Origin of the sequence: Tateyamaria sp. ANG-S1 (assembly GCF_000814025.1) — a bacterium.
Lineage (GTDB): Bacteria > Pseudomonadota > Alphaproteobacteria > Rhodobacterales > Rhodobacteraceae > Tateyamaria.
In genome coordinates this window covers 330,661-353,523 of the sequence record NZ_JWLL01000006.1, presented here as the reverse complement: position 1 = coordinate 353,523, position 22,863 = coordinate 330,661, and the positions used below count along the sequence as shown (strand labels likewise).

The following is a 22,863-nucleotide window of genomic DNA, read 5'->3' as shown; positions in this document are numbered from 1 at the left end:
GCAAATGGATGGGAGGGCAAGATGGCAATTCTGGAACGTGAGGTCACGGGCGCTGTCGCCCATCTGCGCTTGAACACGCCGGATCGGCTGAATGCGCTGTCGGACGAAATGATTGCCGAATTGCACGGCGCGCTTGATGACGTGGCCGCAGACAGCGCGGTTAGGGCCGTCATTCTTTCCGGCGCAGGCAAAGCCTTCTGCGCGGGCCATGACCTGAAACAGATGACAGCCGGGCGTCAGGCCGCTGACGGTGGGGCCGCATACTTCAAGGACCTGTTCGACCGATGCGCCGCTATGATGGCACGCGTCCAATCCATGCCTCAGCCTGTCATCGCGCAGGTTCATGGGATCGCAACGGCGGCAGGCTGCCAACTGGTTGCGACCTGCGATCTGGCCGTAGCCGCCCATGGCACGCGATTTGGGGTCAACGGCGTGAACATCGGTCTCTTCTGCTCTACTCCGATGGTCGCGCTCAGCCGCAATATCCCGCGCAAGCAAGCCTTCGAAATGTTAACAACCGGTGAATTCATCGAGGCTGACCGCGCTGTCGAACTGGGCCTTGTTAACCATGCGGTTCCGTATGACACATTGGAAAACACGGCAAGTCAGATGGCAGATCGCATCGCGTCAAAGCTGGGCAGCGCCGTCAGGATCGGCAAGCAGGCCTTCTATGAACAACTCCAGATGCCCGTCGCGCAGGCCTATGCCTACACCGGTGAAGTGATGGTCACGAACATGCTGAACCCCGACACGGCCGAAGGTATCGACGCCTTTATCGAAAAGCGCCCGCCGGATTGGTCACAATAGATCGCTAAAATGCGCCACGACTTTTGGTTGTTTCCAAATCGTCACCTGACTATTTCCAAATCACCGCTGGCAATTTGGGCGCAAATGAGGCACAAATTGGACACGGTTAACAAACCGATGACGATTTTGGGTCGCCGTGGGCGGAAGGTCCCTCCAGGTCAGCCTCTCTCTGACCGACCATTCCCGCAGCGGCGACCCCAAAACTCCCCATAACGTCAGACCTCAAACCCAGCAGTGGGCCATTCGCCTATGGCGTGGGCGCACACATGTCCACTTGCATATCTTGCACCGGATCGTCCGGTGAACATGCCTGCCCAGAAATCGGATACCTGTCGGGCTCCCCACACGCAGCCAAACCAATCAACGCCAAAAGCATCAAAGCAGTCTTCAGAGTCATCGTCATATCTTCCTGATTCCAATAATACTGCGAAATTAGCAGCACCTGGCCGCACCGCGTTGATCCAGATCAGTCCGTGCCATTGCGTGAACCGGTCGCTTGCCCTACATCCGCGCCATGGCAAACACTCTTCATATCGTGGGCGGCGGCATGGCCGGGTCCGAGGCCGCGTGGCAGGCCGCAAACATGGGCGTCAACGTGGTGATCCACGAAATGCGGCCTCAGGTTGGCACCTTTGCGCACCAGACCGGCCTGTTGGGGGAAATGGTCTGCTCGAACTCTTTTCGGTCGGATGACAGCGAACAGAACGCCGTCGGTCTTTTGCATTGGGAAATGCGGCAGGCAAACGGCCTGATCATGCAGACCGCCGACAAGCACCGCCTGCCCGCAGGTGGTGCGCTGGCGGTGGACCGCGATCCGTTTGCGCAATCTGTGACGGACGCGCTGATGGCGCATCCGAATGTGACGGTTGAGTATGGTGAGATCACCGCCCTGCCCGACAGCGGCCACTGGATCATCGCCACCGGTCCGCTGACATCCTCCACCCTCGGGCAAGCTATCGCCGCAGAGACCGGGGCCGAGGCGCTGGCCTTTTTCGACGCCATCGCACCCATTGTCTATTTTGACTCGATCAACATGGAAAAGGCGTGGATGCAGTCCCGCTACGACAAGGGCGAGACAGAGGAAGAACGCACCGCCTATCTGAATTGCCCGATGGACCGCGACCAGTACGAGGCTTTCATCGACGCACTGCTGGCCGCCGACAAGACGGAGTTTCACGAGGGTGAGACCGCAGGATATTTTGACGGCTGCCTGCCCATCGAGGTTATGGCAGAACGCGGCCGCGAGACCCTGCGCCACGGTCCGATGAAACCCGTGGGTCTGACCAACCCGCACCAGCCGGACATCAAACCCTATGCCGTGGTTCAGCTGCGCCGCGACAACAAGCTGGGCACGCTCTACAACATCGTCGGCTTCCAGACCAAGATGAAGTATGGCACACAAGCCAATGTTTTTAAATGCATTCCCGGCCTAGAAGATGCGCGCTTTGCCCGCCTGGGCGGCATTCATCGCAACACGTTTCTGAATGCACCGACGCTGCTGACGAACGACATGCGCCTGAAGTCCCGCCCCAACATCCGATTTGCGGGGCAGATCACTGGTGTCGAAGGGTACGTGGAATCCGCAGCCATGGGCCTGCTGGCCGGACGTGCCGCTGCCACCGAAATCCTGGGTGGCGCGCTGGACGTGCCGCCGAACACCACAGCCATGGGCGCACTCATCACTCACATTACGGGCGGTGCCGATGCAAAGACATTCCAGCCCATGAACGTGAACTTCGGTCTGTTTCCCCCGGTCGAGGGGCTGGGCGGCGGTCGTCGCGGGCGCAAGGATCGTTACAAAGCCTATACTGACCGGGCCAAGGCAGATTGGCTGGCCTGGCTGGCGCCTCAGGCGGCTGCGGCCTAGACGCGCCACCGTGCTGGCCGCTACTGTCACTACATGACGGGCTTTCTGGACAAGGCGTATCAGGCGCGTGACACAGCCTCTACCCGGACGCTCTATGATGAGTGGGCGGCGAGCTACGACGCTGAGGTGCGTGGGAACGGATATGCCACGCCTGCGCGCTGCGCAGATGCCCTTAAGGCACATATTGACGATCTGTCTGACCCGATCCTGGACTTCGGATGCGGCACGGGACTGTCCGGTCTTGCCCTGAAACTGGCGGGTTTTGAGACCATCGACGGCGTTGATCTGTCCGGCGAAATGCTCGACGGCGCGCGCGCAAAGAATGTGTACCGCACCCTTGACCGGATCGACGCCGATGGCCCCCTGCCGCGCACCGACTACAAGGCCATCGCGGCCATCGGCGTGATCGGCGCGGGCGCAGCGCCGATCAGCGTGCTGCATCTTTTGATGCGAACGCTGCCGGCTCAAGGCAAGCTTGTCTTCTCCTTCAACGATCATGCCCTCGAAAACCCGGAAAACGAGGCCGGTGTGGCCGAATGGACCGATTGCGGCGCAGCGTCCGTTCTGTTCAAAGAACACGGTCCGCATCTTCCTGGCATCAACCTGAACTCCACCGTGTACGTGATTGAAAAGAAATGACCTTCGTCACGCGGTTTGCACCATCCCCAACAGGGCCGCTGCACCTGGGTCATGCGTATTCTGCGCTGCTGGCCCACGACATGGCCCGAGACGCAAATGGCACGTTTCTTCTGCGGATTGAGGATACGGACACCAGCCGCGCACGCCCGGCTTGGGAAACAAAAATCTATGATGACCTCAACTGGCTTGGCCTGACATGGGCCCAGCCGGTGTTACGCCAGTCAGAACACTTGGAGCGCTACAATTCGCTGCTCATGCAACTGGCCAAAGACGGGCTGGTCTATCCCTGCTCCTGTCGGCGCAGCGACATTCGCGCGGCCCTCTCCGCCCCGCAGGAGGGTGTGACAACGCCGCCTGTCTATCCCGGAACATGCAGAGGGCGCCCAATGTCATCCCGCAAACCCGGTGATGCGCTGCGTCTGGATATGGCGCGCGCCGTTGCGAGGCTCGATACGCCCGTGACTTTTGAAGACAACGGCCCGCTGCACACTGGTCAACACAGTGTCGATGCCGACAGCTTGGTCAAGCAAACCGGCGACGCAGTGCTTGGGCGCAAGGAAATCGAAACGGTGTCTTATGTCCTTGCCGCAGTGATTGATGACGCGGTCCAAGAGATCACGCATGTCATCCGTGGTGCTGACCTGTTCGACACAACGCCGCTGCAAGTCCTCCTGCAACGCCTCCTAGATCTGCCGACGCCCACCTACCACCACCACCGCCTGATCCGGGACGACACCGGCAAGCGGCTCGCCAAACGGGACGACGCCCGGGCCATCGCAAAGTACCGCGCAGACGGCGCAACGCCGGAAGATATCCGCGAAATGGTCGGTCTCGCGTCTCTGTTTGAACAAAACCCTAGGGAGTGAGGCGGGCCGAGATGGCAGACAGTCCTCTTCAGGCCATCGGTTTCATCAACTCGACCTCGGACCCATCTGAAACGTCCGTATAGAAACAGGTCCGACGCCCGGTGTGACAAGCCGCACCCGTCTGGTTCACGAGCATCAACAGGCAGTCACGGTCACAATCGACGCGCAAAGACACCAGTTCCTGTACATGTCCCGATGTCGCGCCTTTCACCCAGAATGACTGACGCGAGCGCGACCAATAAGTGACGCGGCCAGTGTCCAATGTGCGTGCAACGGCTTCGGCGTTCATCCACGCCATCATCAACACCTCATGGCTATCCGCGTCCTGCGCAATCGCAGGGATCAAGCCCTGATCATTAAATTTCAAACTGTTGGGATCAAAGGCCGACATGGCAAAACCTTTTGCATCTGAGATCAGGCCGATTAAATATGGCCAAACCCAGTGCAACACCAGTGCGGAGGCGACATGCCCGCCGATACCGATCTGATTAAGCTATATTCAAGCCGCATCCTCGGCCTTGCCGCTGACATCCCGCATCACACACGGCTCGATGGTCCCGATGCGACCGTAAAAAAACGGTCGCCGCTTTGCGGGTCCACCGTGACCGTAGACGTGCGGGTAGAAAACGGACGGATCACGGATTTCGGCCAGGACGTGAAGGCCTGCGCGCTCGGCCAGGCAGCCGCGGCTGTGACCGGCAGCGCAGTGGTCGGACTGACCCTTCAGGATGTGCAAACAGGTCGGGATGCCTTGCGATCCATGCTGAAATCTGGCGGCCCGGTGCCGTCGGCGCCGTTTGATGGGTTTGAGGTTCTGGAACCCGCCCGCGACTACAAGAATCGCCACGCCTCTATCCTGCTGAGCATTGAGGCGGCCGCTGAGGCCATAGAACAAGCACTGCAATCCGACTGCGCCTGATCAATCCGCTTAGGAAAATCTGAACGATTCGGGTTTAGCCCTGTGGCACTCCGCAATTGCTGCAGGTTTTGCTATGACGGCCAGGGCCGATTTCCCGGAAGTCCCTCTTGTGAATGATCTGGCCGGTTCGGCTTCGACCCTCGGGTACGAGATCGTGGACCTTGCGGGCTTTCTTGACATGATCGAACGGCAGGCGCAGGACCAGCGCGCAGCACTTGCTGAGTTGTCCGACAGTGCCCAAGACATCGAAACCGCCAATGTCGCAGTGGACGCGGCGGCGGCCGACCTTGTTGAAAGCGTGGCGCGTACGCATGCCGATGTCGGTGACTCCGTTGGCATGATGCGCGATCTGGGTGCCCGGTCACGCGACGTGGCCGCTTGGGTTCAGGACCTGTCGGACCGCAGCGATACGGTGCGCAAGACCCTGGCAGCCGTCACCGCCAACAACACGCAGATTGCCGCCATTTCAATGCAGGTCAACACGCTCGCCATCAATGCCAAGATCGAAGCAGCACGCGCAGGCGATGCCGGGCGCGGCTTTGCGGTGGTCGCCGAAGCCATCACCGAACTCTCCCAGAAAACCAAAGGGGCAGCCGCCGAAATCTCGGCCAATATCGAAACCTTGACGCAGTGGATCGCAAACCTTGGCACAGAATCCACCCAAGTGTCCGAACAGGCCATGGATGTCATCGCACACAGCACCGAAACGGACCGTGCCCTGGGACGGATGGAAAAATCCGTCAACGATACACGGGAAGAAGCAGCGCGGATTGCTGAACACTCCGTCCAAGTGCGGCGGGCCATAACTGCCTTTGGGCCCAACATGCAGGGGATTGAGCACAGCATCAAACAGACCACCGACGGCATCGCCGAGGCGCATGAACGCATCGAACGCATGGTCGATACTTCGGAGCAGATCGTACAATCCAGCGCGGCCTTGGGTGGGACGACCGACGACGCGCCCTTTATCACAGATGTCTGCCGACGCGCGATGGCCGTTGCCGAAGCTTTCGAAGACGCCCTTGCGCGCGATCTTATTTCAGAGGCCAGGCTTTTCGATCGCAGCTATGTGCCAGTGCCCGGCACCAAACCGCAGCAGGTCGCAACCTCGTACAATGATGTTCTGGATCAGATCCTGCCGCCGCTTCAGGAACCCGCGCTGGACTTTGACAGGCGTGTGGTCTTTTGCGCTGCGGTGGACGTCAACGGCTACCTGCCAACGCACAATACCAAGTTTTCCAGACCGCAATCGGATAATGAGGTCTGGAACACAGCGCATTGCCGCAACCGGCGTATCTTTGACGACCGGGTCGGCTTGAAAGCCGGGCGGAGCACCGCGCCCTTTCTTCTCCAAGTCTATCGCCGCGATATGGGCGGCGGGACATTCAAAATGATGAAAGACCTCTCCGCCCCCATTTTCGTGAACGGGCGGCACTGGGGTGGTTTGCGCCTCGCCTACACTTTCTAAAAAAAGCGCCGCACATCCGGGCGGATGGCGGCGCAGGGAAAGCGTCTCTTGCTTGGGACAGATCCGGAAACCCCGAGGCAAACGGGGGCGTCATGATCGGCAGGCAGAGCCGAGGGGACGCGGGAACAGCACCTGGGACGGGTGCGGTATGGGATCAAGCAAGATCGCAGGCAGAACTCAGATCAAAGCCGGAAGGTGCAGACCAACGACAAGCATCACGGTCAGAGCAGCAACGCCCATGGCATCGTGAAGCAACGTTGCTTCGGCGCGGGTTGCGATATCCTTGATGTGGCGCAGCGTCGTCATGTCAGCGTCTCCGTCCTTGAGTTTCTACTTTGTTCTCACATTCTTAACCATTGGTAAAGAACTTTTTAAGAACATTTGCGAACTTTTCAGAACACGTAGGCCTAACCCACTGATATCAAACGGATTGCTTCGTCCTGCCGCATGAGCCACAACAGAACACGCGCCGCCTGTCCCCGCGAGGACAAAAGCGCGGGGTCATCGGCCAACAGCTTGCGCGCATCAGATTGGGCAATCGCCATCAAACCGGCCTGCCGTTCCATGTCAGCCACTTGAAACCGGGGCACACCCGACTGCGCGGTGCCGATCAGATCTCCGTACCCGCGCATCTGCAAATCGGTCTCGGCGATGCGAAACCCGTCCTCCGTTTCGCGCAGAACTTCCAGCCGCTTCTGTCCCGTGTCCGAAAGCGGTGCATGGTACAACAGCAAACAGGTGGAGGCTGCATCCCCGCGCCCGACCCGCCCGCGCAATTGGTGCAGTTGCGCAAGGCCAAATGTTTCAGCCCGTTCGATCACCATAATCGTCGCGTTAGGCACATTCACCCCAACCTCGATCACAGTCGTTGCTACAAGAACGCCTGTTTCACCTGACTGAAACTTTGCCATCGCGGCGTCTTTCTCGGCGGGCGGCATCTGGCCGTGGACAAGTCCGACGCGGTCCTCTCCCAACACCGCGCGCAAACGCTTGAACCGCTCCTCAGCCGCGGTCAGGTCCACAACCTCGCTTTCTTCGACGAGAGGGCAAACCCAGTAGCACTGGCGTCCTTCTTCCATCGCGGCGCGCAACCGGGCCACCACCTCGTCCATCCGCCCGGTGCTGACCATGGCTGTCTTGATCGGTTTGCGCCCGGGCGGTTTTTCATCCAGCACCGACACGTCCATGTCGCCATATTGCGCCAACGCCAAAGACCGCGGGATCGGCGTGGCCGTCATCACCAACACGTCCGCCGCACTCCCCTTCTTGCCCAATGCAAGACGCTGGCGCACACCAAACCGGTGCTGTTCGTCGACGATGGCCAACCTCAGGTCCGCAAAGTGCACGTCGTCCTGGAATACAGCATGCGTCCCAACCAGGATCTGAATGTCGCCGCGCGCCAGGGCCTCCAGCTTGGCGCGACGCTCCGCGCCCTTGTCGCGCCCGGTCAGAATCTCAAGCACAACTCCAGCCTCCTCGGCCAAGGGTTGCAAACCTTCCAGGTGCTGGCGCGTAAGGATTTCTGTCGGCGCCATCATCACGCCCTGGCCGCCCGCCTCAACGGCGACCAAAAGCGCCATGAACGCAACAAGCGTTTTGCCAGCCCCCACATCGCCCTGCAGCAAACGGTTCATCCGTGTGGCCGCTGCCATGTCCTTGACGATCTCTGCAATCGCCCGCTCCTGCGCCCCCGTCGGAGCGTAGGGCAACGACGCCCGGACCTTGGCCTGCAACCGTTCGGTGCCTACGCTGCTCACCCCGGCAACTTGACGCTCTGAGGCACGGGCCAGTACCAGCGTCAGTTGATGTGCCATCAACTCATCATAGGCCAGCCTTGTGCGCGCCACCGCGTCCGGCGACAGATCCTTGGGCGATTGCGGAGTGTGCACCGTCTGCATGGCGGTCGCAAAGTCCGGCCATCCTGCCTGGGCAAGCTGCGCGGGATCTATCCACTCCTCCATCTGTGGCACCCGGGTCAAAGATGATCGAGACGCCTTGAACATGGTTTTCTGGGTGACCCCGGCCGTCAAAGGATAGACGGGTTCGAAAGCGGGAATGTCGGCAGCGTCGGCCTCTGCCAGAATGTGGTCGGGATGCACCATATTCGCGATCCCATCAAACAGCTCGACCTTGCCCGACACCACGCGCGTGCTGCCGATTGGCAGGACCTTGTTCAAATAGTCGCTGCGCCCGTGGAAAAAGACCAGTTGGAAACAGGTCTGGGCGTCCTCGACATGGATGCGGTAGGCCCCGCCGCGATTGCGGGCCGGATAGTGCGCGCCGACCTTCACACGCACGGTCAAAGTTGCGGGCATAGGTGCGCCTTCAACCGTGTCGCGCAACGCGCGGTCGATGCCTGTATGCGGCAAAGTAAACAACAGATCGCGCGGCGCTTGCACACCCAGATGGGCAAGGCTCTGCGCCGTCTTCGGCCCGACGCCCTCAAGCGTCTCAAGCGCAGCAAAAAGCGGAAACAGGATTTCGGGGCGGCTCATAACGCCTCGATCAGCTCCAGCCAGCCGTCTTCGTCGATGGTCTCAACCCCGAGGTCAGCTGCCTTCTTCGCCTTGGACCCAGCCCCCGGCCCTGCAACCAGCAAATCGGTCTTGGCACTGACCGACCCTGACACTTTGGCCCCGAGGGTTTCGGCCCGCGCTTTTGCCTCGGCGCGCGTCATCTTTTCCAGCGTCCCGGTGAACACAACAGTCTTGCCAGCCACGGGGCTGTCCGCTGTTGTCCGAGCCTCCGCCTCCTGAATATCCAACCCCGAAATCAGCGCATCAATGGATTGGCGTTCGGCCTCTTGCTGGAATGTCGTGACCAGGGCCGTGGCCACCGAAGCGCCAATGCCGTCAATACCGGTCAGGTCCAACCACGCCGCCCGTGCATCTGCGGGCAGGTCGGCCCACGCGGCATCGCGAACCGGCTTGATCCGCGCACGCCGTCCTTCCTGTGCGGCCTGTTCCCGCTCTGCCACCTCGGCCGCGTCAGCCTGCAATTGACACTCGGCCGCGGGTGCTGCGGTATCGACGGCCAGGGCAAAGGACGGCCACGTCGTGTAATGTCGGGCCAGGTCATTCGCCGCCACCTCGCCTACATGGCGGATGCCCAGCGCAAAGATCACGCGGCCCAGAGGCACCTTGCGCCGCTCTTCAATCGCGTTGAACAGGTTGCGTGCACTCGTCTCGCCCCACCCGTCTCGATTGGCGAGCTTGCTGAGATTGCGTGCGTCGCGGTCTTTCAGTGAGAAGATATCGGCGGGCGTGCGAATTGGCAGCTGATCATCATGATAGAACATCTCGACCTGTTTGGCGCCAAGCCCTTCGATGTCAAATGCACTGCGCCCCACAAAATGCTTTAATTTTTCAACAGCTTGCGCGGGGCAAATCAGCCCTCCGGTGCAACGCCGCACCGCATCCCCCTCCTCGCGGATTGCGTCAGAGCCGCATTCGGGGCACCGGTGCGGGAACTGAAAGGCCACCGCGTCTTGAGGGCGTTTCGACACATCTGTATCCGCGATCTTCGGGATAACGTCACCTGCGCGGTATACCTGCACCCAGTCGCCGACCCGAATATCCTTGCCATCGCGGATGACGCCCCCCTTGCTGTCGCGTCCGGCGATGTAGTCCTCGTTGTGCAGCGTTGCGTTGGACACCACCACGCCGCCGACAGTCACAGGGGTGAGCCGTGCCACAGGGCTCAGCGCGCCGGTCCGGCCCACCTGAATGTCGATTGCGTCGAGGCGCGTCCAGGCAAGTTCCGCCGGAAACTTATGGGCCACGGCCCAGCGGGGTGTCGTTGACCTGAAGCCCAGGCGTGATTGCAAGGCAAGGTCGTTGACCTTGTAGACAACGCCATCAATGTCATAGCCGAGCGTCGCGCGCTCCTGCTCGATATGGCGATAATGCGCGATCATGTCCTGCGTCCCGTCACAGAGACGGGTCAGAGGGTTGGTTTGAAATCCAAATGCTTCCAAGCGCTGGATCGCACCCATTTGCGTGTCTGCCAGCGGGTCGGACAGCGCACCCCAAGCATATGCAAAGAAACGCAACGGACGCGCGCGGGTGATGTTTGCATCAAGTTGGCGCAGAGACCCGGCCGCGGCATTGCGCGGGTTGGCAAAGGTTTTCTGACCTGCTTCGGCCTGGCGTTCATTCAAAGCCTCGAAATCAGGGTGGGACATGTAAACTTCGCCGCGCACCTCAAGAAGTTCCGGGGCGCCCGCGATCCTTTGCGGCACGTTTTCTATCGTGCGGGCGTTGGCCGTAACATTCTCACCAACAGCCCCATCTCCACGAGTCGCCGCCTGAACCAATTCACCGTTTTCATAGCGCAAGGACAGTGACAGCCCGTCAATCTTGGGCTCTGCCGTGTAGCTCAATGCAGCTTTGGCATCCATGCCGAGGTATTTGCGAATACGCTGATCGAATTCAGCCACATCGTCGTCATCGAAGGCGTTTGCGAGCGACAGCATCGCAACCGCATGGGTGACTTTTGAAAACCCTTCGGCGACCGGGGCGCCGACCTGATCGCTTGGACTGTCAGCACGTTTAAGTTGGGGAAAACGCGCTTCAATCGCAGCGTTGCGGCGCTTGAGATCGTCATACGCGGCATCGCTGATCTCTGGGGCATCGTCCGTGTGGTATGCTGCGTTCGCCTTTGCAATCGCCTTGGCTAAGTGCGCCAACTCGGTGCTGGCCTGCGCCTCCGTCAGCGCGTCAACTTCGATTGTATCTGTCACGACGCATCCCCTGTTCGTCTTGCGACAAGAGATAAAAGCCGCAACCGGTGGGGTCCAGTCATTGATCACAAACCGTGAGAGACAAACAAAAAAAGACCGGCACGCAAATGCTATGCCGGCCCTTTTGGGGAACGTGCGCCAGGTTCAAGCGCCGATGGCTATGGCCCTGTCTTCGGTTGCTTCAACAGGCTCTGGATCGCGCAGCACATATCCGCGGCCCCAGACGGTTTCGATATAGTTTTGCCCGCCGGTTGCGTTGCTCAGTTTCTTGCGGAGTTTGCAAATGAACACGTCGATAATCTTCAGCTCCGGCTCATCCATGCCACCGTAAAGATGGTTGAGGAACATTTCCTTGGTCAGCGTCGTGCCTTTGCGCAGACTGAGCAGTTCAAGCATCTGGTACTCCTTGCCCGTCAGATGCACCGTCTTGTTGTCCACACTGACAGTCTTGGCATCCAGGTTGACCGAAATGTCACCAGTTTCAATGACCGATTGGGAATGTCCCTTGGACCGGCGAATGATGGCATGAATCCGGGCGACCAACTCCTCGCGATGAAACGGCTTGGTCAGGTAGTCGTCAGCACCAAAACCGAACCCCTTGATCTTGTTTTCCGTGTCATCCGCACCGGACAGGATCAGGATCGGCGTTTCGACCCGAGCAAGGCGCAGTTGGCGCAGCACCTCGTGACCGTTCATGTCCGGCAGATCAAGGTCGAGAAGGATCAGATCGTAATCATACAGCTTTGCAAGGTCGATCCCCTCCTCCCCCAAATCCGTCGCATAGACGTTCAGGTTGGCATGGGTCAGCATCAACTCGATGCTTTTGGAAGTTGTTGGATCGTCTTCTACAAGCAGCACACGCATTCTATCGGTCTCCACACTGGGGGTGTTCAAGTGTTGAACCAAACGTGAACCGAAAAGGTTAACCACACGTTACCCTTGATGCAAACTTATCTTAACAACTTAAAGTTGTCTATATTTTTGTAGTGCTGTTGCCTTCAGCGCATCCTCACCGTGCAAAGACACGGCGCGGACCCACTCGTGGAACTCTTCTTCACTCAACCCATACCGCTCAAGGGCGGCGTCCTGCGTGATCAGACCGTAGAGTACGCCACGCACAACCGCAGCTTTGCGCGAGGCCACCCAGCGTCGCGTCGTGTGCGGCGGCAGATCCGCCTGGCTCAACACCGTGCCATCTGGCAGCGTCACGGCGCGGGGGCCGTCCACTTTCTTTAAATACATCTCACCGCTCGTTCATCGCTTTCGCGCGAACTTGGACGTTTGCGTTTAATGTGCCGTTAAACGGGGCCTTGAGACTATTTCGCATTTTCATATATATGCGTCCAATTCCCTCGGAGATACGCCATGCTCGACCAGTCCGGTCCGCTGAATTCGTTGGGCTTTGCCAAAGCCCCTGCCGACACCCGTGTCGTCGTTGCCATGTCCGGTGGCGTCGACAGCTCGGTGGTCGCTGCCGAATTGAAAAGCCAAGGATACGACGTTGTTGGCGTGACACTGCAGCTCTATGACCACGGCGCGGCCTTGGCCAAAAAAGGTGCCTGTTGCGCCGGGCGCGACATCCATGATGCCCGTCGCGTGGCAGAGGAAATGGGATTTCCACATTACGTTCTCGACTACGAAAACGTGTTCCGGGACGCCGTGATTGACGAGTTTGCCGACAGTTATCTGGGCGGCGCGACACCTGTGCCGTGCATCCGCTGCAATGAGCGTGTGAAGTTCAAGGATCTGCTGGAAACGGCCAAGGATCTGGAAGCCGATTGCATGGCCACAGGTCACTATATCCAGCGCAAAGTGGGCGATCATGGCGCTGAATTGCATGCGGCTGCCGACGCCAACCGGGACCAAAGCTATTTCCTGTTTTCCACCACGCCGGAGCAGCTGGACTATCTGCGCTTTCCCCTCGGCCACTTGCCGTCAAAGGATGACACGCGCGCGCTGGCGGCCAAATACGGGCTGAGCGTGGCCGACAAACCGGACAGCCAGGACATCTGCTTTGTTCCAAATGGCGACTATGCGTCCGTCATTCGAAAGTTGCGGCCAGAAGCCGCTGCACCGGGCGACATCGTGGATCACACGGGCCGCGTGCTGGGACACCATGATGGGGTGATCAACTACACCATCGGGCAACGGCGCGGGCTTGGGATCGGCGGCTTGTCCGACCCGCTCTACGTGGTGAAGCTCGACGCAGACAATCGCCAGGTGATCGTGGGCCCGCGGGACATGCTGGCCACGCGCACCGTTCCAATCCGCGAGGTCAATTGGCTGGGCGACGCGCCATTCGACAGCCAGGAAACATGGCCCGTCGCAGTCAAAGTGCGCTCAACCAGGCCGCCGACGGACGCGATCATCCGGCCGATTAGCGCCACAGAGGCTACCGTGGAACTCGCCGCTGCCGAAGCGGGCGTATCCCCCGGTCAGGCGTGCGTTTTCTATGACCGCGACAGCAGCCGCATCTTTGGCGGTGGGTGGATCCACAAAGGGTAAGCCTGCCTTGTAAGCGCTTTGCCATTCCGCTTAAATGAACGCGCGTTCATATGCGGAAACCGGAGGAGCCAATGAAACTCGACACAACCATGGCGGTAGTAACCGGCGGCGCCTCGGGCTTGGGAGAGGCAACCGCGCGCCATTTTGCGGCGCGTGGGGCACAGGTCACAGTGCTAGATCGCGATTCGAATCGCGGATCGCAGGTGGCTGATGAGATTGGTGGACACTTTGCAGAAACAGATGTGACGGACGAAAGCTCTGTCGCAGCGGCCATTGCCCTGGCGCAGTCCCGGATGGGACGCATCACCGCAGCGGTAAACTGCGCGGGCATTGCCCTTGGGATCAAGACGGTGGGAAAGGATGGCCCGCACCCCCTGCCCGCCTTTCAAAAAACAATCGACATCAACCTGATTGGCAGCTTCAACGTCGCCCGCCTTGCCGCTGCCGCCATGACGGAGAACGCACCGGACACGGACGGGGCGCGCGGTGTCATTATCAACACCGCATCGATTGCGGCATTTGACGGGCAAAAGGGTCAAGCCGCCTATGCCGCATCAAAGGGGGGCGTCGCGGGAATGACCCTGCCCATGGCGCGCGATCTGGCCGCAAACGGCGTGCGGGTCATGACCATAGCGCCGGGTATCTTCAAGACACCCATGCTCGCCGGTCTACCCGAGGAGGTTCAGGCCGCACTTGCAGCAGATGTGCCCAATCCACCCCGCCTGGGCGATCCGGACGAATACGCGCGGCTTGCCGCGTTCATCGTGGAAATGGGATATCTGAACGGAGAAGTGATCCGCCTCGACGGCGCGCTACGGATGCGGTGATGCAAAGCGAACGACAAAAGATGGAGGCTGGAGACTGGTACTCGTGCCTAGACGACGAGTTGGAGGCGATGCGGATGGTGGCGCTGGACGCAGTCTACGCACACAACCACCTGCCTCCATCCGAACGGCGCACGCTCAGCGCGCCGCTGCGGGACCTCTTTGCCGCCTCAGGCGCCGATTGCCTGGTCGAAGCCCCTTTTCATTGCTCTTACGGGTGCAACACTCATCTGGGTAGCAATGTGTTCATCAACAGCGGTTGCGTCATTCTCGACAGTGCGCCGGTGCATATCGGTGATGGCACATTGATCGGGACAGGTGCGCAGCTGATTTGTGCAGACCACCATCGCGATCCGGTCAAACGGCGGGCAGGTATTGAGATCGCACATCCCGTGATCATCGGTGCGGATGTTTGGATCGGTGCCGGGGCAATGGTCATGCCGGGCGTGACCGTTGGCGCGGAAGCCATCATCGGTGCAGGCGCGGTTGTGACCCGCGACGTGCCAGCGGGTGCAACGGTGGCTGGCGTTCCTGCGAAGCGGCTCTGACCCTGCGCTGATTGCGCAACTGCGTCCCGTGACCTTCAACCGAAGCGTAAGGCACTCACAAGCAGTTCGAAACGGCAGCTCCTGTGTGCGGATCGTAAAACACGGTGTTCAGGCCAGCCGAGGTTTGTCCGAAATCTGCCCACTCGGGTGCAGACCCGTACCGGCATTTTTCAATTAATTACAGTCAAGTGTGGCGCAAAGCGTCTTCTCATCCCGACAGCCTCAGGCCTCCGCCTTCTCCTCAAGCAGCAACCACTCCTCCTCGGCGGCTTCTAGCTTGGTTTGGCGTTCGGCAAGCGCTTCCGTCGCCTTGCGAAACTTCACCGGTTCGCGCGTGTAAAGGTCGGGGTCTGACAACAGCTCCTGCAGCTTCGCCATCTCCGCTTCCAGCCGCTCAATCTCGGCGGGCAGCGCCTCCAGCCGGTGTTTTTCTGTAAAGGACAGCCCCTGTTTAGCGGCCTGCTTCGGTTTCGACGCTGAAACCTTGGCCTTCTTCGGGGCGTCATCCTGACCGGATGTCGATTGCGGCGCGCGCTGGGACTGGTAGTCGCTCCATCCTCCGGCATAAACAGTGGCCCGGCCGTCGCCTTCCATCGCAATCGTGGTCACCGCAACACGGTCCAAAAAATCGCGGTCGTGGCTGACCAGAAGGACCGTTCCGTCATATCGGTCCAGAAGATCCTGAAGCAAATCAAGGGTTTCGACGTCCAGATCATTCGTCGGCTCATCAAGCACCAGCAGGTTCGAGGGCCGTGCCATGATCTTGGCCAGCAGCAGCCGCGCCTTTTCGCCCCCTGACAAAGACCGGACAGGCGCGCGGGCCTGCGCCTCGTCAAACAGAAATTCTTTTAGGTATCCAACGACATGCTTGGGAGTACCCCGCACCATCACCTGGTCCGCCTTTCCGCTGACGCGCATCTCCGGATCGCCGGTCAGGCTGTCCCAAAGGCTGGCGTCGGGGTCGAGCTTCGAGCGGGTCTGATCAAACACTGCCAGTTCAAGATTGGTGCCCATGCTCACGGCACCTGTGTCCGGCGCAACCTCTCCGATCAGCATCTTGAGCAGCGTCGTCTTTCCCACGCCGTTGGGGCCGACAAATGCAATTCGGTCGCCGCGCTGCACTTTCAACGAGAATGGCGAGAGGATCGTATTTCCGTCGAAAGCCTTTGAAATATCGTTCGCTTCCAGTACCTTGCGGCCCGACTTTGGACCACCCTCCAGGGCCATCGCAGCCGTGCCCTGACGCTTGATCTGTGCGGCACGCTCTGCCCGCAAATCCTGCAGCGCGCGCACGCGGCCCATGTTGCGCTTGCGCCGCGCGCTGATGCCTTCGACCGCCCATCGCGCCTCCGCCTTGATCTTGCGGTTCAGCTTGTGGCGGGCGGTGTCTTCCTCCTCCCACACGGTGTCGCGCCAGGCCTCGAACGCTTCGAAACCCCTTTCCTGCCGCCGCACCATTCCCCTGTCAATCCAGAGGGTTGCACGGGTAAGCTCACGTAAAAAAGCGCGGTCGTGGGAGATCAGGACAAAGCCAGCGCGCGTCGCCTTCAACTCGGCTTCCAGCCACGCAATGGCTTCGATGTCGAGATGGTTGGTTGGCTCATCGAGCAGCATCAGGTCGGGGGCCTCGGCCATCAAACGCGCGAGGGCTGCCCGTCGGCGCTCACCGCCCGAGGCCGTCTCGACCGGGCGCGCAGGGTCGAACTTGAGACCTTCGCCCGCCCGCTCGACCTTGTAGAGATCGGAGGCTTCCAGCCCATGGATCGCAAAATCCCCCAGCGTGGAAAACCCTGTCATGTCAGGGTCTTGCTCCATGTACCCAACACTTACGCCGGGGCCTGGCACGACCTCGCCGCTGTCAGGCTCGACAAGCCCGCCCATGACTTTCATCAGGGTCGACTTACCCGACCCGTTGCGCCCCACAAGCGCCACGCGGTCGCCCGGCTGAACAACAAGGGATAGGTCGTCAAAGACAGGATCGCCACCAAAAGTAAGCGAAATATCGGAGAGCTGGAGGAGAGGAACACGCGCCATATCGGGGCAGCTAGTGGGTCAATTCAGGGCCGTCAACCAGGGTGTCACCCCCCGTGCACCATGCGTACACCCCCTGTGCACCCCCATCGGGCGCTCGGATGCCCCGTCGCGCAACACATCGTCTTCCCCGTTTCAAGAAAATCCCCGGGGGGTCTGGGGGGCTGGCCCCCCAGCCGGTCGGATCGGGGCACCCCGATCCGAAATCCCTAACCGGCAACGGCGCGCAACAAACGCTTCCGTGCAGGCGGGATCGATCCAATCTCGACCCCCGTAAACACATGCAGCGTGTTCATCTGATCATCGACGACGGCATGGTCACTGACCCAGCCGCCCATCATCAAATAGGTGCGCAACAGCGGCGGCATCCTCAGCATGGCTTTCTTCGCGTCCGGTTTCCGGCGCAGGCGGGCCGCGTATTTGAACACCTTGGGCGCCTTGACGCTGGGCAGCCACCGCGTGGGGGCTAGGTGCCGGGCCTTCAGCATGGCGAACGCATCAAGGTAATCCGCCGTCTCCGTCCCCGCAAAAGACGAACAACCAAAGAGCAGCTCAACCCCTGCCGCATCCACGTAAGAGGTCATCGCACCCCACGCGACGCGCAGGATGTCCGGGTCTGCGGCCTCCGGGTCGATACAGAATCGGCCCATCTCCACCATCTTGCCATCATAGTCAGCGAGGGCGCTGAGCTCGTAATACTGCGCCGAATAGCTGTGGGAGATCGTAGCACCGGTCAGGGGCATCATCCGAAAACAACAGACAAGGGCGTTGTCCGATACCCGATGGATCAGGATATGCGTGCAGCGATTGTCAAAAGCGTCGGCGTCCGTGTCCAGACCAAAGCATCTTGCCCGAAGGGCTTGTGCCGCCGCGACGTCCTGTGGTGTCTCTGCCTGCCGCGCCGCGTAGCGCCCTTTGCTGAGCCCGATCATCTGATCTGCCCTCTGCTCATGTGTTTCTCCGCCCGGGTAACACAGCCCAGATGACAGCTAGATGACTCAAGACCGGTCAGATAACGCCCTCTGGCCCGATGCGGCCGATATTGCCGAGAAGCTGACGCAGGAAGGTGGTGTTGGTTACGCCGCTGTCGGTCACGCGGCGCGAAAGCGCGACGACGCGCCCGTCTTCCAACCCGAACCGTTCAATGTTCTGCAACACGCCTTCCTGATCGAAAGTCACAGCAAGAACCTGCCGCTCGATCACTTCCGGGCGGCGCGGACCAAAGGTGCGGACGCGGCTGCGCACATAGAAAAAGTCGCCACCTTCGAGCACGCCACCGGCTGTCGGCGGCCCGATCAGATCCTCGACCGTGGAGCGTGTGTCGATTCCCACGGCCAGTTCGGCAAGGTCTTCTTCCGGCGGCACATAGCCATGATTGCGGAATGTGGGGGAGCAGGCCGCGACGCCAAGCGTGATGATCAGGGCCAGGCCCGCCGTGGAAAGTGGTCTAAAGGTCCCCATCTGACCCCCCTTGTTACGCGCAGCCCCTTGCTCAGGGGGCGTGGTGCTTTTATCTATCCCGACTTACTCAAGTGTTGGCCTTGGTTCAAGAAACGAAAGTTCACCCCATGTCACAGACGCCTCCATCAACCTCGGCCCTGCGGGTGAGCGGGCTGGCACAGAATGCGCCCACGCCCTTTTCCATGCAGCCGGATTCGCAAAAGATGGCCGGGTTGGCGCAGGAACTTGAACTGTCCGGGCTGCGCAAGCTGCGCTTCGAAGGGCAGATCGCCGCCCATGGCGCGACCGACTGGCTGCTGACCGGCATGTTGGGCGCAACGGTGACGCAGCCCTGCGCCGTGACCCTTGTGCCAGTAACAACCCGGATCGATACCGAAGTTCGGCGTCTCTACATCCGTGACTACGAAGAAATTGACGCGCCCGAGGCGGAAATGCCGGAAGATGATGAGGTCGAGCCCCTGGGCGTCTGGATTGACCCGGAAGCCGTCATGGTCGAGGCGTTGAGCCTTGCCGTCCCCGATTTTCCGCGCGCCGATGGGGCCGAACTTGGCCAGATGGTTTTGACCGAGCCGGGCGTTGCCCCACTTACCGACGAGGCTGCCAAACCCTTTGCCGGATTGTCGGATCTGAAGGCAAAGCTGGAACGCGACGAAGACGGCTGATTTGCCCCCGATTTACACTTGCGTCTTGGGGAAGGATGCGTATTTTGCCGCCCTCACGAGATTTTGGGTTGGACATGTCGCGGCGCTTTGCCTAAACGCTGCTCCAACCCGTACTTGGTTGACCCGAATGCCCCCTGCTGGGCGAGATGAAACAACTCGCATCCGCGCTCTGTTGCGCGGCGCTGCCCGAACCGAAGGCCCGCTTCAATGGCTGTACAACAGAATAAAGTGTCGAAATCGCGCCGCAACAATCGCCGCGCCCACGACAGCTTGACCCCCGCCAACCCCAACGAATGCCCCAACTGCGGCGAGCTGAAGCGCCCGCACCACATTTGCGCGGCATGCGGTCACTATGACGACAACGAAATCGTCGCGATGACCGAAGAGGTTGAACTGGAAGACGACGCGGCCTGAGCGGCGTCCCCAGCGACAAGGCAAGACAGCGCGCGATGACGGCCCCTTCCACCGATACGGCCGATGCCAGTGCGAAGCTTGCCTTTCCGATAATCGTATCCATTGACACGATGGGCGGGGACATGGGACCCGCCGCTGTTGTGTCTGGCTGTGCGACATCTGCCGCGAAAAACCCGAAGCTGGGCTTCATCCTGCATGGTCCGCAGGATGAATTGGAGCGGCTTGTCGCCAAGCGCAAGAACCTGGCCAAGCGCTGCATCATCCGTGATGCGCAGGGCGTCGTCACAATGGATGACAAGCCCAGCCATGTTGTCCGCAATGGCAAGGGCACGTCGATGTGGTCCGCCATTGAATCGGTGCGGGCGGGCGATGCTGATGTTGCCGTGAGCTGCGGCAACACCGGTGCATTGATGGCGCTGTCCATGATCCGCCTGCGCAAGCTGCCCGGCGTGAACCGTCCCGCCATCGCCGTGTTGTGGCCCAGCCGGAACCCGCAGGGTTTCAACGTGATGCTGGATGTGGGTGCCGACGTGCGCGCCGATGCCGACGATCTGCTGCGCTATGCACTGATGGGCGCCTCGTACGCCCGGAACGGCATGGACCTGCCCCGCCCGCGAATCGGGCTGCTGAATGTCGGCACCGAAGAGCACAAGGGACGCTCCGAGCTGAAAGAAGCCTATGACCTGATCGGCGCACATGCGGATGCGGCTGAGTTCGATTTCGTGGGCTTTGTCGAGGGCGGCGATATTCAGGGCGATGTGGTCGACGTCGTCGTGACCGATGGCTTTACCGGCAACGTGGCCATAAAGACGGGCGAAGGCACCGCAAGCCTGATTGGCGATCTGCTGCGCGAAGCCTTCAAGTTCACTCCCCTGTCCCGCCTCGCCTATCTGCTGGCCTTTACGTCGATGCGCCGCCTAAAAAAGCGGATCGACCCGCGCCGTGTGAACGGCGGTGTTTTTCTTGGTCTGAACGGCACGGTTGTCAAATCGCACGGCGGGGCCGATGCTACGGGGATCTCGGCGGCGATTAAACTGGCTGCCCAATTGTCCGAACAGGGCTTTAACGACAAGCTAGCTGCCCGGGTTGCACGGGCCACTGCGCTGGCAGAGGAGAGCAAGCGATGACGCTTCGTGCTGTGGTGCGCGGTGTAGGCCACTACCTGCCGTCGCGGGTGGTCGAGAATGCGGAATTCGAGGCGACGCTGGACACCTCGGACGAGTGGATTCGCGCGCGCTCGGGCATCGAACGGCGGCATTTCGCGACCGAGGATGACACGACGTCGTCCATGGCAACCGCAGCCGCGCGGTCGGCACTTGAGGACGCGGGGCTTGGGCCGGACGACATCGACGCCATTGTGCTGGCCACATCCACCGCTGACCTGACCTTTCCGTCTGCCGCAACCATGGTGCAGGACAAGCTGGGCATGACCCGCGGCTTTGCCTTTGACGTGCAAGCCGTATGTGCCGGATTTGTCTATGCGCTGGCCAATGCCAATGCGCTGATTGTGTCGGGCCAGGCCAAGCGTGTGATCGTGATCGGGGCCGAGACCTTTTCCAAGATCATGGACTGGACCGACCGCAGCACCTGCGTGCTGTTCGGCGATGGCGCCGGTGCACTTGTGCTTGAGGCGCAGGACGGGGCCGGCACCAAGGCTGACAGGGGCATTCTGGCCACCGATCTGAACTCGGACGGGCGGCATCGTGATCTTCTTTATGTCGATGGCGGCGTGAGCACCGGGACCAGCGGGTATCTGCGGATGCAAGGCAACCAGGTGTTCCGTCACGCAGTCGAAAAGCTGGCGGCAACAGCACAAACAGCGATGGAGCGCGCTGGCGTGACCGCGGACGAGGTCGACTGGATCGTGCCCCATCAAGCCAATATCCGCATCATCCAAGGCACGGCCAAGAAGATGGGTATCGGAATGGACAAGGTTGTGGTCACCGTTCAGGACCACGGCAACACGTCAGCCGCGTCGATCCCCCTGGCGATCTCGGTCGGGCGCAAGAACGGTCAGATCAAGGATGGTGATCTGTTGGTGACCGAAGCCATTGGCGGCGGGCTGGCGTGGGGATCCGTCGTGCTGCGCTGGTAGCGTTGCTCAGATAGGTGAAGCACGCAGCGCATGCGGGCGGACGCCCAGCGTGCTAACGAAGGCCGCGATCAACCCCTGCTCTGACTTGAAGCCGGTGACAAAGGCGATCTCTTTCAGGTCAAAGCGGGTGTCGATCAGCAACCGGACGGCCATGTCCACGCGCAGCCATGTCAGATAGCGCATGGGCCCCATCCCTGCCCGCGCCTTGAACGCACGCCGGAACGCCTCCTTGTTTAACGAGCTAAGCGCGCACAGGCTCTCTTCGGTGATCCGCTCATCGATGCGTGCGCGCATCCGGGCGATGATCCGATGATACGACTTGGTCGTCAGGTGATGGGTTGTCCGGTCCTGGGCCTGCCTGTCGCCAGCCGCTGACACGGAACTGGCGATGGGTGAGATGACGGGAAAGTTCGGCATGTCGTTCGATACGGCAGCGAAGTGCGGCACGGTGCGTCCTCCCTTGGCATAATCACAGGTTGAGTCTACTGCATTTGCGGAACGAGGTCTTTTGCGATCTGGCCATCATTCCTATCTCGCCGAAGATTTCCGCGGATTTTCGCCGATCGCGCCAGACGCGCCCGTCTGCTCGGATTTTTTCGACACGTGGTGGTCCGAAAGCGCGCACAAAGCCGACTTCCGCTCCTTTGCTCAAGCTCTTGATATTGACTCGGAATTTCACCGCGCCCTATGGTTTGCCAAAGGGGAGTTCGTATGACTGACAAGACTTTGACGCGCATGGATCTGAGCGAAGCCGTTTTTCGTGAGGTCGGATTGTCGCGGAACGAAAGCGCGCAATTGGTTGAGAGCGTGCTGGATCACATGTCGGATGCCCTTGTTCGGGGTGAGCAAGTCAAGATTTCGTCCTTCGGTACGTTTTCAGTACGTGACAAGTCTGCCCGGATCGGACGCAACCCCAAGACGGGCGAAGAGGTGCCGATCAATCCGCGTCGCGTTCTGACCTTCCGGCCCTCGCATCTGATGAAAGATCGTGTGGCCGCAGGCAACAAGTCCTGAGC

24 protein-coding genes are annotated in these 22,863 nt (G+C 60.5%); 14 read left to right on the top strand and 10 right to left on the bottom strand.

What is annotated here, in order from left to right; genetic code table 11:
- Positions 1 to 21: 21 nt before the first annotated feature.
- The 4 genes from RA29_RS12985 (at position 22) to gluQRS (ending at position 4,179) form a co-directional block, all read left to right on the top strand.
- Entirely contained in the window at positions 22 to 807 is a 786-nt protein-coding gene (locus RA29_RS12985; protein ID WP_039686590.1) for an enoyl-CoA hydratase, read from the top strand.
- Positions 808 to 1,321: 514 nt separating this feature from the next.
- Entirely contained in the window at positions 1,322 to 2,674 is a 1,353-nt protein-coding gene (gene trmFO, locus RA29_RS12980; protein WP_039686588.1) for a methylenetetrahydrofolate--tRNA-(uracil(54)-C(5))-methyltransferase (FADH(2)-oxidizing) TrmFO, read from the top strand.
- Between the two features lie 33 nt (positions 2,675 to 2,707).
- A complete protein-coding gene (locus RA29_RS12975) occupies positions 2,708 to 3,313 on the top strand; it encodes a methyltransferase domain-containing protein (RefSeq protein WP_039686586.1) in 606 nt (201 codons plus the stop codon).
- Positions 3,310 to 4,179 carry a tRNA glutamyl-Q(34) synthetase GluQRS gene (gene gluQRS, locus RA29_RS12970; protein WP_039686584.1) on the top strand — a complete coding sequence of 290 codons (870 nt, stop codon included), beginning with the start codon at positions 3,310 to 3,312 and terminating at the stop codon, positions 4,177 to 4,179. Before RA29_RS12975 ends, gluQRS begins: the two co-directional genes overlap by 4 nt.
- Before the next feature lie 28 nt (positions 4,180 to 4,207).
- Here the strand turns inward: gluQRS and hisI are convergent, their stop codons facing one another.
- Positions 4,208 to 4,570, bottom strand: coding sequence for a phosphoribosyl-AMP cyclohydrolase (gene hisI, locus RA29_RS12965; protein ID WP_039687773.1), 363 nt, complete (start codon positions 4,568 to 4,570; stop codon positions 4,208 to 4,210).
- Positions 4,571 to 4,645: 75 nt separating this feature from the next.
- Here hisI and RA29_RS12960 point away from each other — a divergent pair, with 75 nt between their 5' ends.
- Positions 4,646 to 5,098 carry an iron-sulfur cluster assembly scaffold protein gene (locus RA29_RS12960; RefSeq protein WP_039686582.1) on the top strand — a complete coding sequence of 151 codons (453 nt, stop codon included), beginning with the start codon at positions 4,646 to 4,648 and terminating at the stop codon, positions 5,096 to 5,098.
- 73 nt (positions 5,099 to 5,171) lie between these two features.
- Entirely contained in the window at positions 5,172 to 6,566 is a 1,395-nt protein-coding gene (locus RA29_RS12955; protein ID WP_039686580.1) for a methyl-accepting chemotaxis protein, read from the top strand.
- Between the two features lie 177 nt (positions 6,567 to 6,743).
- Here RA29_RS12955 and RA29_RS23765 read toward each other — a convergent pair whose 3' ends face one another.
- The 5 genes from RA29_RS23765 to RA29_RS12935 form a co-directional block, all read right to left on the bottom strand.
- Positions 6,744 to 6,872, bottom strand: coding sequence for a hypothetical protein (locus tag RA29_RS23765; protein ID WP_275041506.1), 129 nt, complete (start codon positions 6,870 to 6,872; stop codon positions 6,744 to 6,746).
- A 101-nt stretch (positions 6,873 to 6,973) separates the two neighbouring features.
- The gene (recG, locus tag RA29_RS12950) at positions 6,974 to 9,061 is read right to left on the bottom strand and encodes an ATP-dependent DNA helicase RecG (RefSeq protein WP_039686578.1); all 2,088 of its coding nucleotides are present in this window, start codon (positions 9,059 to 9,061) and stop codon (positions 6,974 to 6,976) included.
- Positions 9,058 to 11,307, bottom strand: a complete 2,250-nt coding sequence (ligA, locus tag RA29_RS12945; protein ID WP_039686576.1) for an NAD-dependent DNA ligase LigA — start codon at positions 11,305 to 11,307, stop codon at positions 9,058 to 9,060. Before ligA ends, recG begins: the two co-directional genes overlap by 4 nt.
- A 144-nt stretch (positions 11,308 to 11,451) precedes the next feature.
- Positions 11,452 to 12,171: a response regulator transcription factor gene (locus tag RA29_RS12940; RefSeq protein ID WP_039686574.1), complete on the bottom strand. Its 720-nt coding sequence runs from the start codon at positions 12,169 to 12,171 to the stop codon at positions 11,452 to 11,454.
- A gap of 99 nt (positions 12,172 to 12,270) precedes the next feature.
- Positions 12,271 to 12,549, bottom strand: coding sequence for a DUF1153 domain-containing protein (locus RA29_RS12935; protein WP_039686572.1), 279 nt, complete (start codon positions 12,547 to 12,549; stop codon positions 12,271 to 12,273).
- A 123-nt stretch (positions 12,550 to 12,672) separates the two neighbouring features.
- On the opposite strand from RA29_RS12935, the gene mnmA reads away from it, so the two are divergent.
- The 3 genes from mnmA to RA29_RS12920 all read left to right on the top strand — a co-directional run bounded on the left by mnmA (position 12,673) and on the right by RA29_RS12920 (position 15,184).
- Positions 12,673 to 13,812: a tRNA 2-thiouridine(34) synthase MnmA gene (mnmA, locus tag RA29_RS12930; RefSeq protein ID WP_039686570.1), complete on the top strand. Its 1,140-nt coding sequence runs from the start codon at positions 12,673 to 12,675 to the stop codon at positions 13,810 to 13,812.
- Positions 13,813 to 13,883: 71 nt separating this feature from the next.
- Positions 13,884 to 14,639 carry a 3-hydroxyacyl-CoA dehydrogenase gene (locus RA29_RS12925; RefSeq protein WP_039687772.1) on the top strand — a complete coding sequence of 252 codons (756 nt, stop codon included), beginning with the start codon at positions 13,884 to 13,886 and terminating at the stop codon, positions 14,637 to 14,639.
- The gene (locus tag RA29_RS12920) at positions 14,639 to 15,184 is read left to right on the top strand and encodes a sugar O-acetyltransferase (RefSeq protein ID WP_039686568.1); all 546 of its coding nucleotides are present in this window, start codon (positions 14,639 to 14,641) and stop codon (positions 15,182 to 15,184) included. Before RA29_RS12925 ends, RA29_RS12920 begins: the two co-directional genes overlap by 1 nt.
- 222 nt (positions 15,185 to 15,406) lie before the next feature.
- On the opposite strand, the gene RA29_RS12915 is transcribed toward RA29_RS12920, so the two are convergent.
- The 3 genes from RA29_RS12915 to bamE all read right to left on the bottom strand — a co-directional run bounded on the left by RA29_RS12915 (position 15,407) and on the right by bamE (position 18,676).
- Positions 15,407 to 17,218, bottom strand: coding sequence for an ATP-binding cassette domain-containing protein (locus tag RA29_RS12915; RefSeq protein WP_039686567.1), 1,812 nt, complete (start codon positions 17,216 to 17,218; stop codon positions 15,407 to 15,409).
- Positions 17,219 to 17,424: 206 nt separating this feature from the next.
- Positions 17,425 to 18,147 (bottom strand): GNAT family N-acyltransferase, encoded by a 723-nt coding sequence (locus RA29_RS12910; protein ID WP_039686565.1) that lies wholly within the window; start codon positions 18,145 to 18,147, stop codon positions 17,425 to 17,427.
- Between the two features lie 76 nt (positions 18,148 to 18,223).
- Positions 18,224 to 18,676 (bottom strand): outer membrane protein assembly factor BamE, encoded by a 453-nt coding sequence (gene bamE, locus RA29_RS12905; RefSeq protein WP_052249646.1) that lies wholly within the window; start codon positions 18,674 to 18,676, stop codon positions 18,224 to 18,226.
- Positions 18,677 to 18,783: 107 nt separating this feature from the next.
- Here bamE and RA29_RS12900 point away from each other — a divergent pair, with 107 nt between their 5' ends.
- From RA29_RS12900 to RA29_RS12885, 4 genes are all read left to right on the top strand, one after another.
- A complete protein-coding gene (locus tag RA29_RS12900; protein WP_039687770.1) occupies positions 18,784 to 19,338 on the top strand; it encodes a DUF177 domain-containing protein in 555 nt (184 codons plus the stop codon).
- 207 nt (positions 19,339 to 19,545) lie between these two features.
- Positions 19,546 to 19,752 carry a 50S ribosomal protein L32 gene (gene rpmF, locus RA29_RS12895; RefSeq protein WP_039686563.1) on the top strand — a complete coding sequence of 69 codons (207 nt, stop codon included), beginning with the start codon at positions 19,546 to 19,548 and terminating at the stop codon, positions 19,750 to 19,752.
- A gap of 35 nt (positions 19,753 to 19,787) precedes the next feature.
- The gene (gene plsX, locus RA29_RS12890) at positions 19,788 to 20,879 is read left to right on the top strand and encodes a phosphate acyltransferase PlsX (protein WP_039686561.1); all 1,092 of its coding nucleotides are present in this window, start codon (positions 19,788 to 19,790) and stop codon (positions 20,877 to 20,879) included.
- The gene (locus RA29_RS12885) at positions 20,876 to 21,847 is read left to right on the top strand and encodes a beta-ketoacyl-ACP synthase III (RefSeq protein ID WP_039686559.1); all 972 of its coding nucleotides are present in this window, start codon (positions 20,876 to 20,878) and stop codon (positions 21,845 to 21,847) included. Before plsX ends, RA29_RS12885 begins: the two co-directional genes overlap by 4 nt.
- A 6-nt stretch (positions 21,848 to 21,853) precedes the next feature.
- On the opposite strand, the gene RA29_RS12880 is transcribed toward RA29_RS12885, so the two are convergent.
- On the bottom strand, positions 21,854 to 22,294 hold the full coding sequence (locus RA29_RS12880; RefSeq protein WP_052249645.1) for an AraC family transcriptional regulator: 441 nt from the start codon (positions 22,292 to 22,294) through the stop codon (positions 21,854 to 21,856).
- 264 nt (positions 22,295 to 22,558) lie between these two features.
- Between RA29_RS12880 and ihfA the strand changes: the two genes are divergently transcribed.
- Positions 22,559 to 22,861, top strand: coding sequence for an integration host factor subunit alpha (gene ihfA, locus RA29_RS12870; protein ID WP_039686554.1), 303 nt, complete (start codon positions 22,559 to 22,561; stop codon positions 22,859 to 22,861).
- The last annotated feature ends 2 nt before the right edge of the window (positions 22,862 to 22,863 follow it).

Bases quoted from the DNA above. Each gene is read 5' to 3' on its own strand.
- RA29_RS12985 (WP_039686590.1), top strand. From the start codon at position 22: ATGGCAATTCTGGAACGTGAGGTCACGGGCGCTGTCGCCCATCTGCGC.
- RA29_RS12960 (WP_039686582.1), top strand. From the start codon at position 4,646: ATGCCCGCCGATACCGATCTGATTAAGCTATATTCAAGCCGCATCCTC.
- trmFO (WP_039686588.1), top strand. From the start codon at position 1,322: ATGGCAAACACTCTTCATATCGTGGGCGGCGGCATGGCCGGGTCCGAG.
- RA29_RS12920 (WP_039686568.1), top strand. From the start codon at position 14,639: ATGCAAAGCGAACGACAAAAGATGGAGGCTGGAGACTGGTACTCGTGC.
- RA29_RS12955 (WP_039686580.1), top strand. From the start codon at position 5,172: ATGACGGCCAGGGCCGATTTCCCGGAAGTCCCTCTTGTGAATGATCTG.
- recG (WP_039686578.1), bottom strand. From the start codon at position 9,061: ATGAGCCGCCCCGAAATCCTGTTTCCGCTTTTTGCTGCGCTTGAGACG.
- RA29_RS12925 (WP_039687772.1), top strand. From the start codon at position 13,884: ATGAAACTCGACACAACCATGGCGGTAGTAACCGGCGGCGCCTCGGGC.
- gluQRS (WP_039686584.1), top strand. From the start codon at position 3,310: ATGACCTTCGTCACGCGGTTTGCACCATCCCCAACAGGGCCGCTGCAC.
- RA29_RS12910 (WP_039686565.1), bottom strand. From the start codon at position 18,147: ATGATCGGGCTCAGCAAAGGGCGCTACGCGGCGCGGCAGGCAGAGACA.
- rpmF (WP_039686563.1), top strand. From the start codon at position 19,546: ATGGCTGTACAACAGAATAAAGTGTCGAAATCGCGCCGCAACAATCGC.
- plsX (WP_039686561.1), top strand. From the start codon at position 19,788: ATGACGGCCCCTTCCACCGATACGGCCGATGCCAGTGCGAAGCTTGCC.
- RA29_RS12885 (WP_039686559.1), top strand. From the start codon at position 20,876: ATGACGCTTCGTGCTGTGGTGCGCGGTGTAGGCCACTACCTGCCGTCG.
- RA29_RS12940 (WP_039686574.1), bottom strand. From the start codon at position 12,171: ATGCGTGTGCTGCTTGTAGAAGACGATCCAACAACTTCCAAAAGCATC.
- ihfA (WP_039686554.1), top strand. From the start codon at position 22,559: ATGACTGACAAGACTTTGACGCGCATGGATCTGAGCGAAGCCGTTTTT.
- RA29_RS23765 (WP_275041506.1), bottom strand. From the start codon at position 6,872: ATGACGACGCTGCGCCACATCAAGGATATCGCAACCCGCGCCGAAGCA.
- RA29_RS12915 (WP_039686567.1), bottom strand. From the start codon at position 17,218: ATGGCGCGTGTTCCTCTCCTCCAGCTCTCCGATATTTCGCTTACTTTT.
- hisI (WP_039687773.1), bottom strand. From the start codon at position 4,570: ATGTCGGCCTTTGATCCCAACAGTTTGAAATTTAATGATCAGGGCTTG.
- RA29_RS12975 (WP_039686586.1), top strand. From the start codon at position 2,708: ATGACGGGCTTTCTGGACAAGGCGTATCAGGCGCGTGACACAGCCTCT.
- RA29_RS12935 (WP_039686572.1), bottom strand. From the start codon at position 12,549: ATGTATTTAAAGAAAGTGGACGGCCCCCGCGCCGTGACGCTGCCAGAT.
- bamE (WP_052249646.1), bottom strand. From the start codon at position 18,676: ATGGGGACCTTTAGACCACTTTCCACGGCGGGCCTGGCCCTGATCATC.
- RA29_RS12900 (WP_039687770.1), top strand. From the start codon at position 18,784: ATGTCACAGACGCCTCCATCAACCTCGGCCCTGCGGGTGAGCGGGCTG.
- mnmA (WP_039686570.1), top strand. From the start codon at position 12,673: ATGCTCGACCAGTCCGGTCCGCTGAATTCGTTGGGCTTTGCCAAAGCC.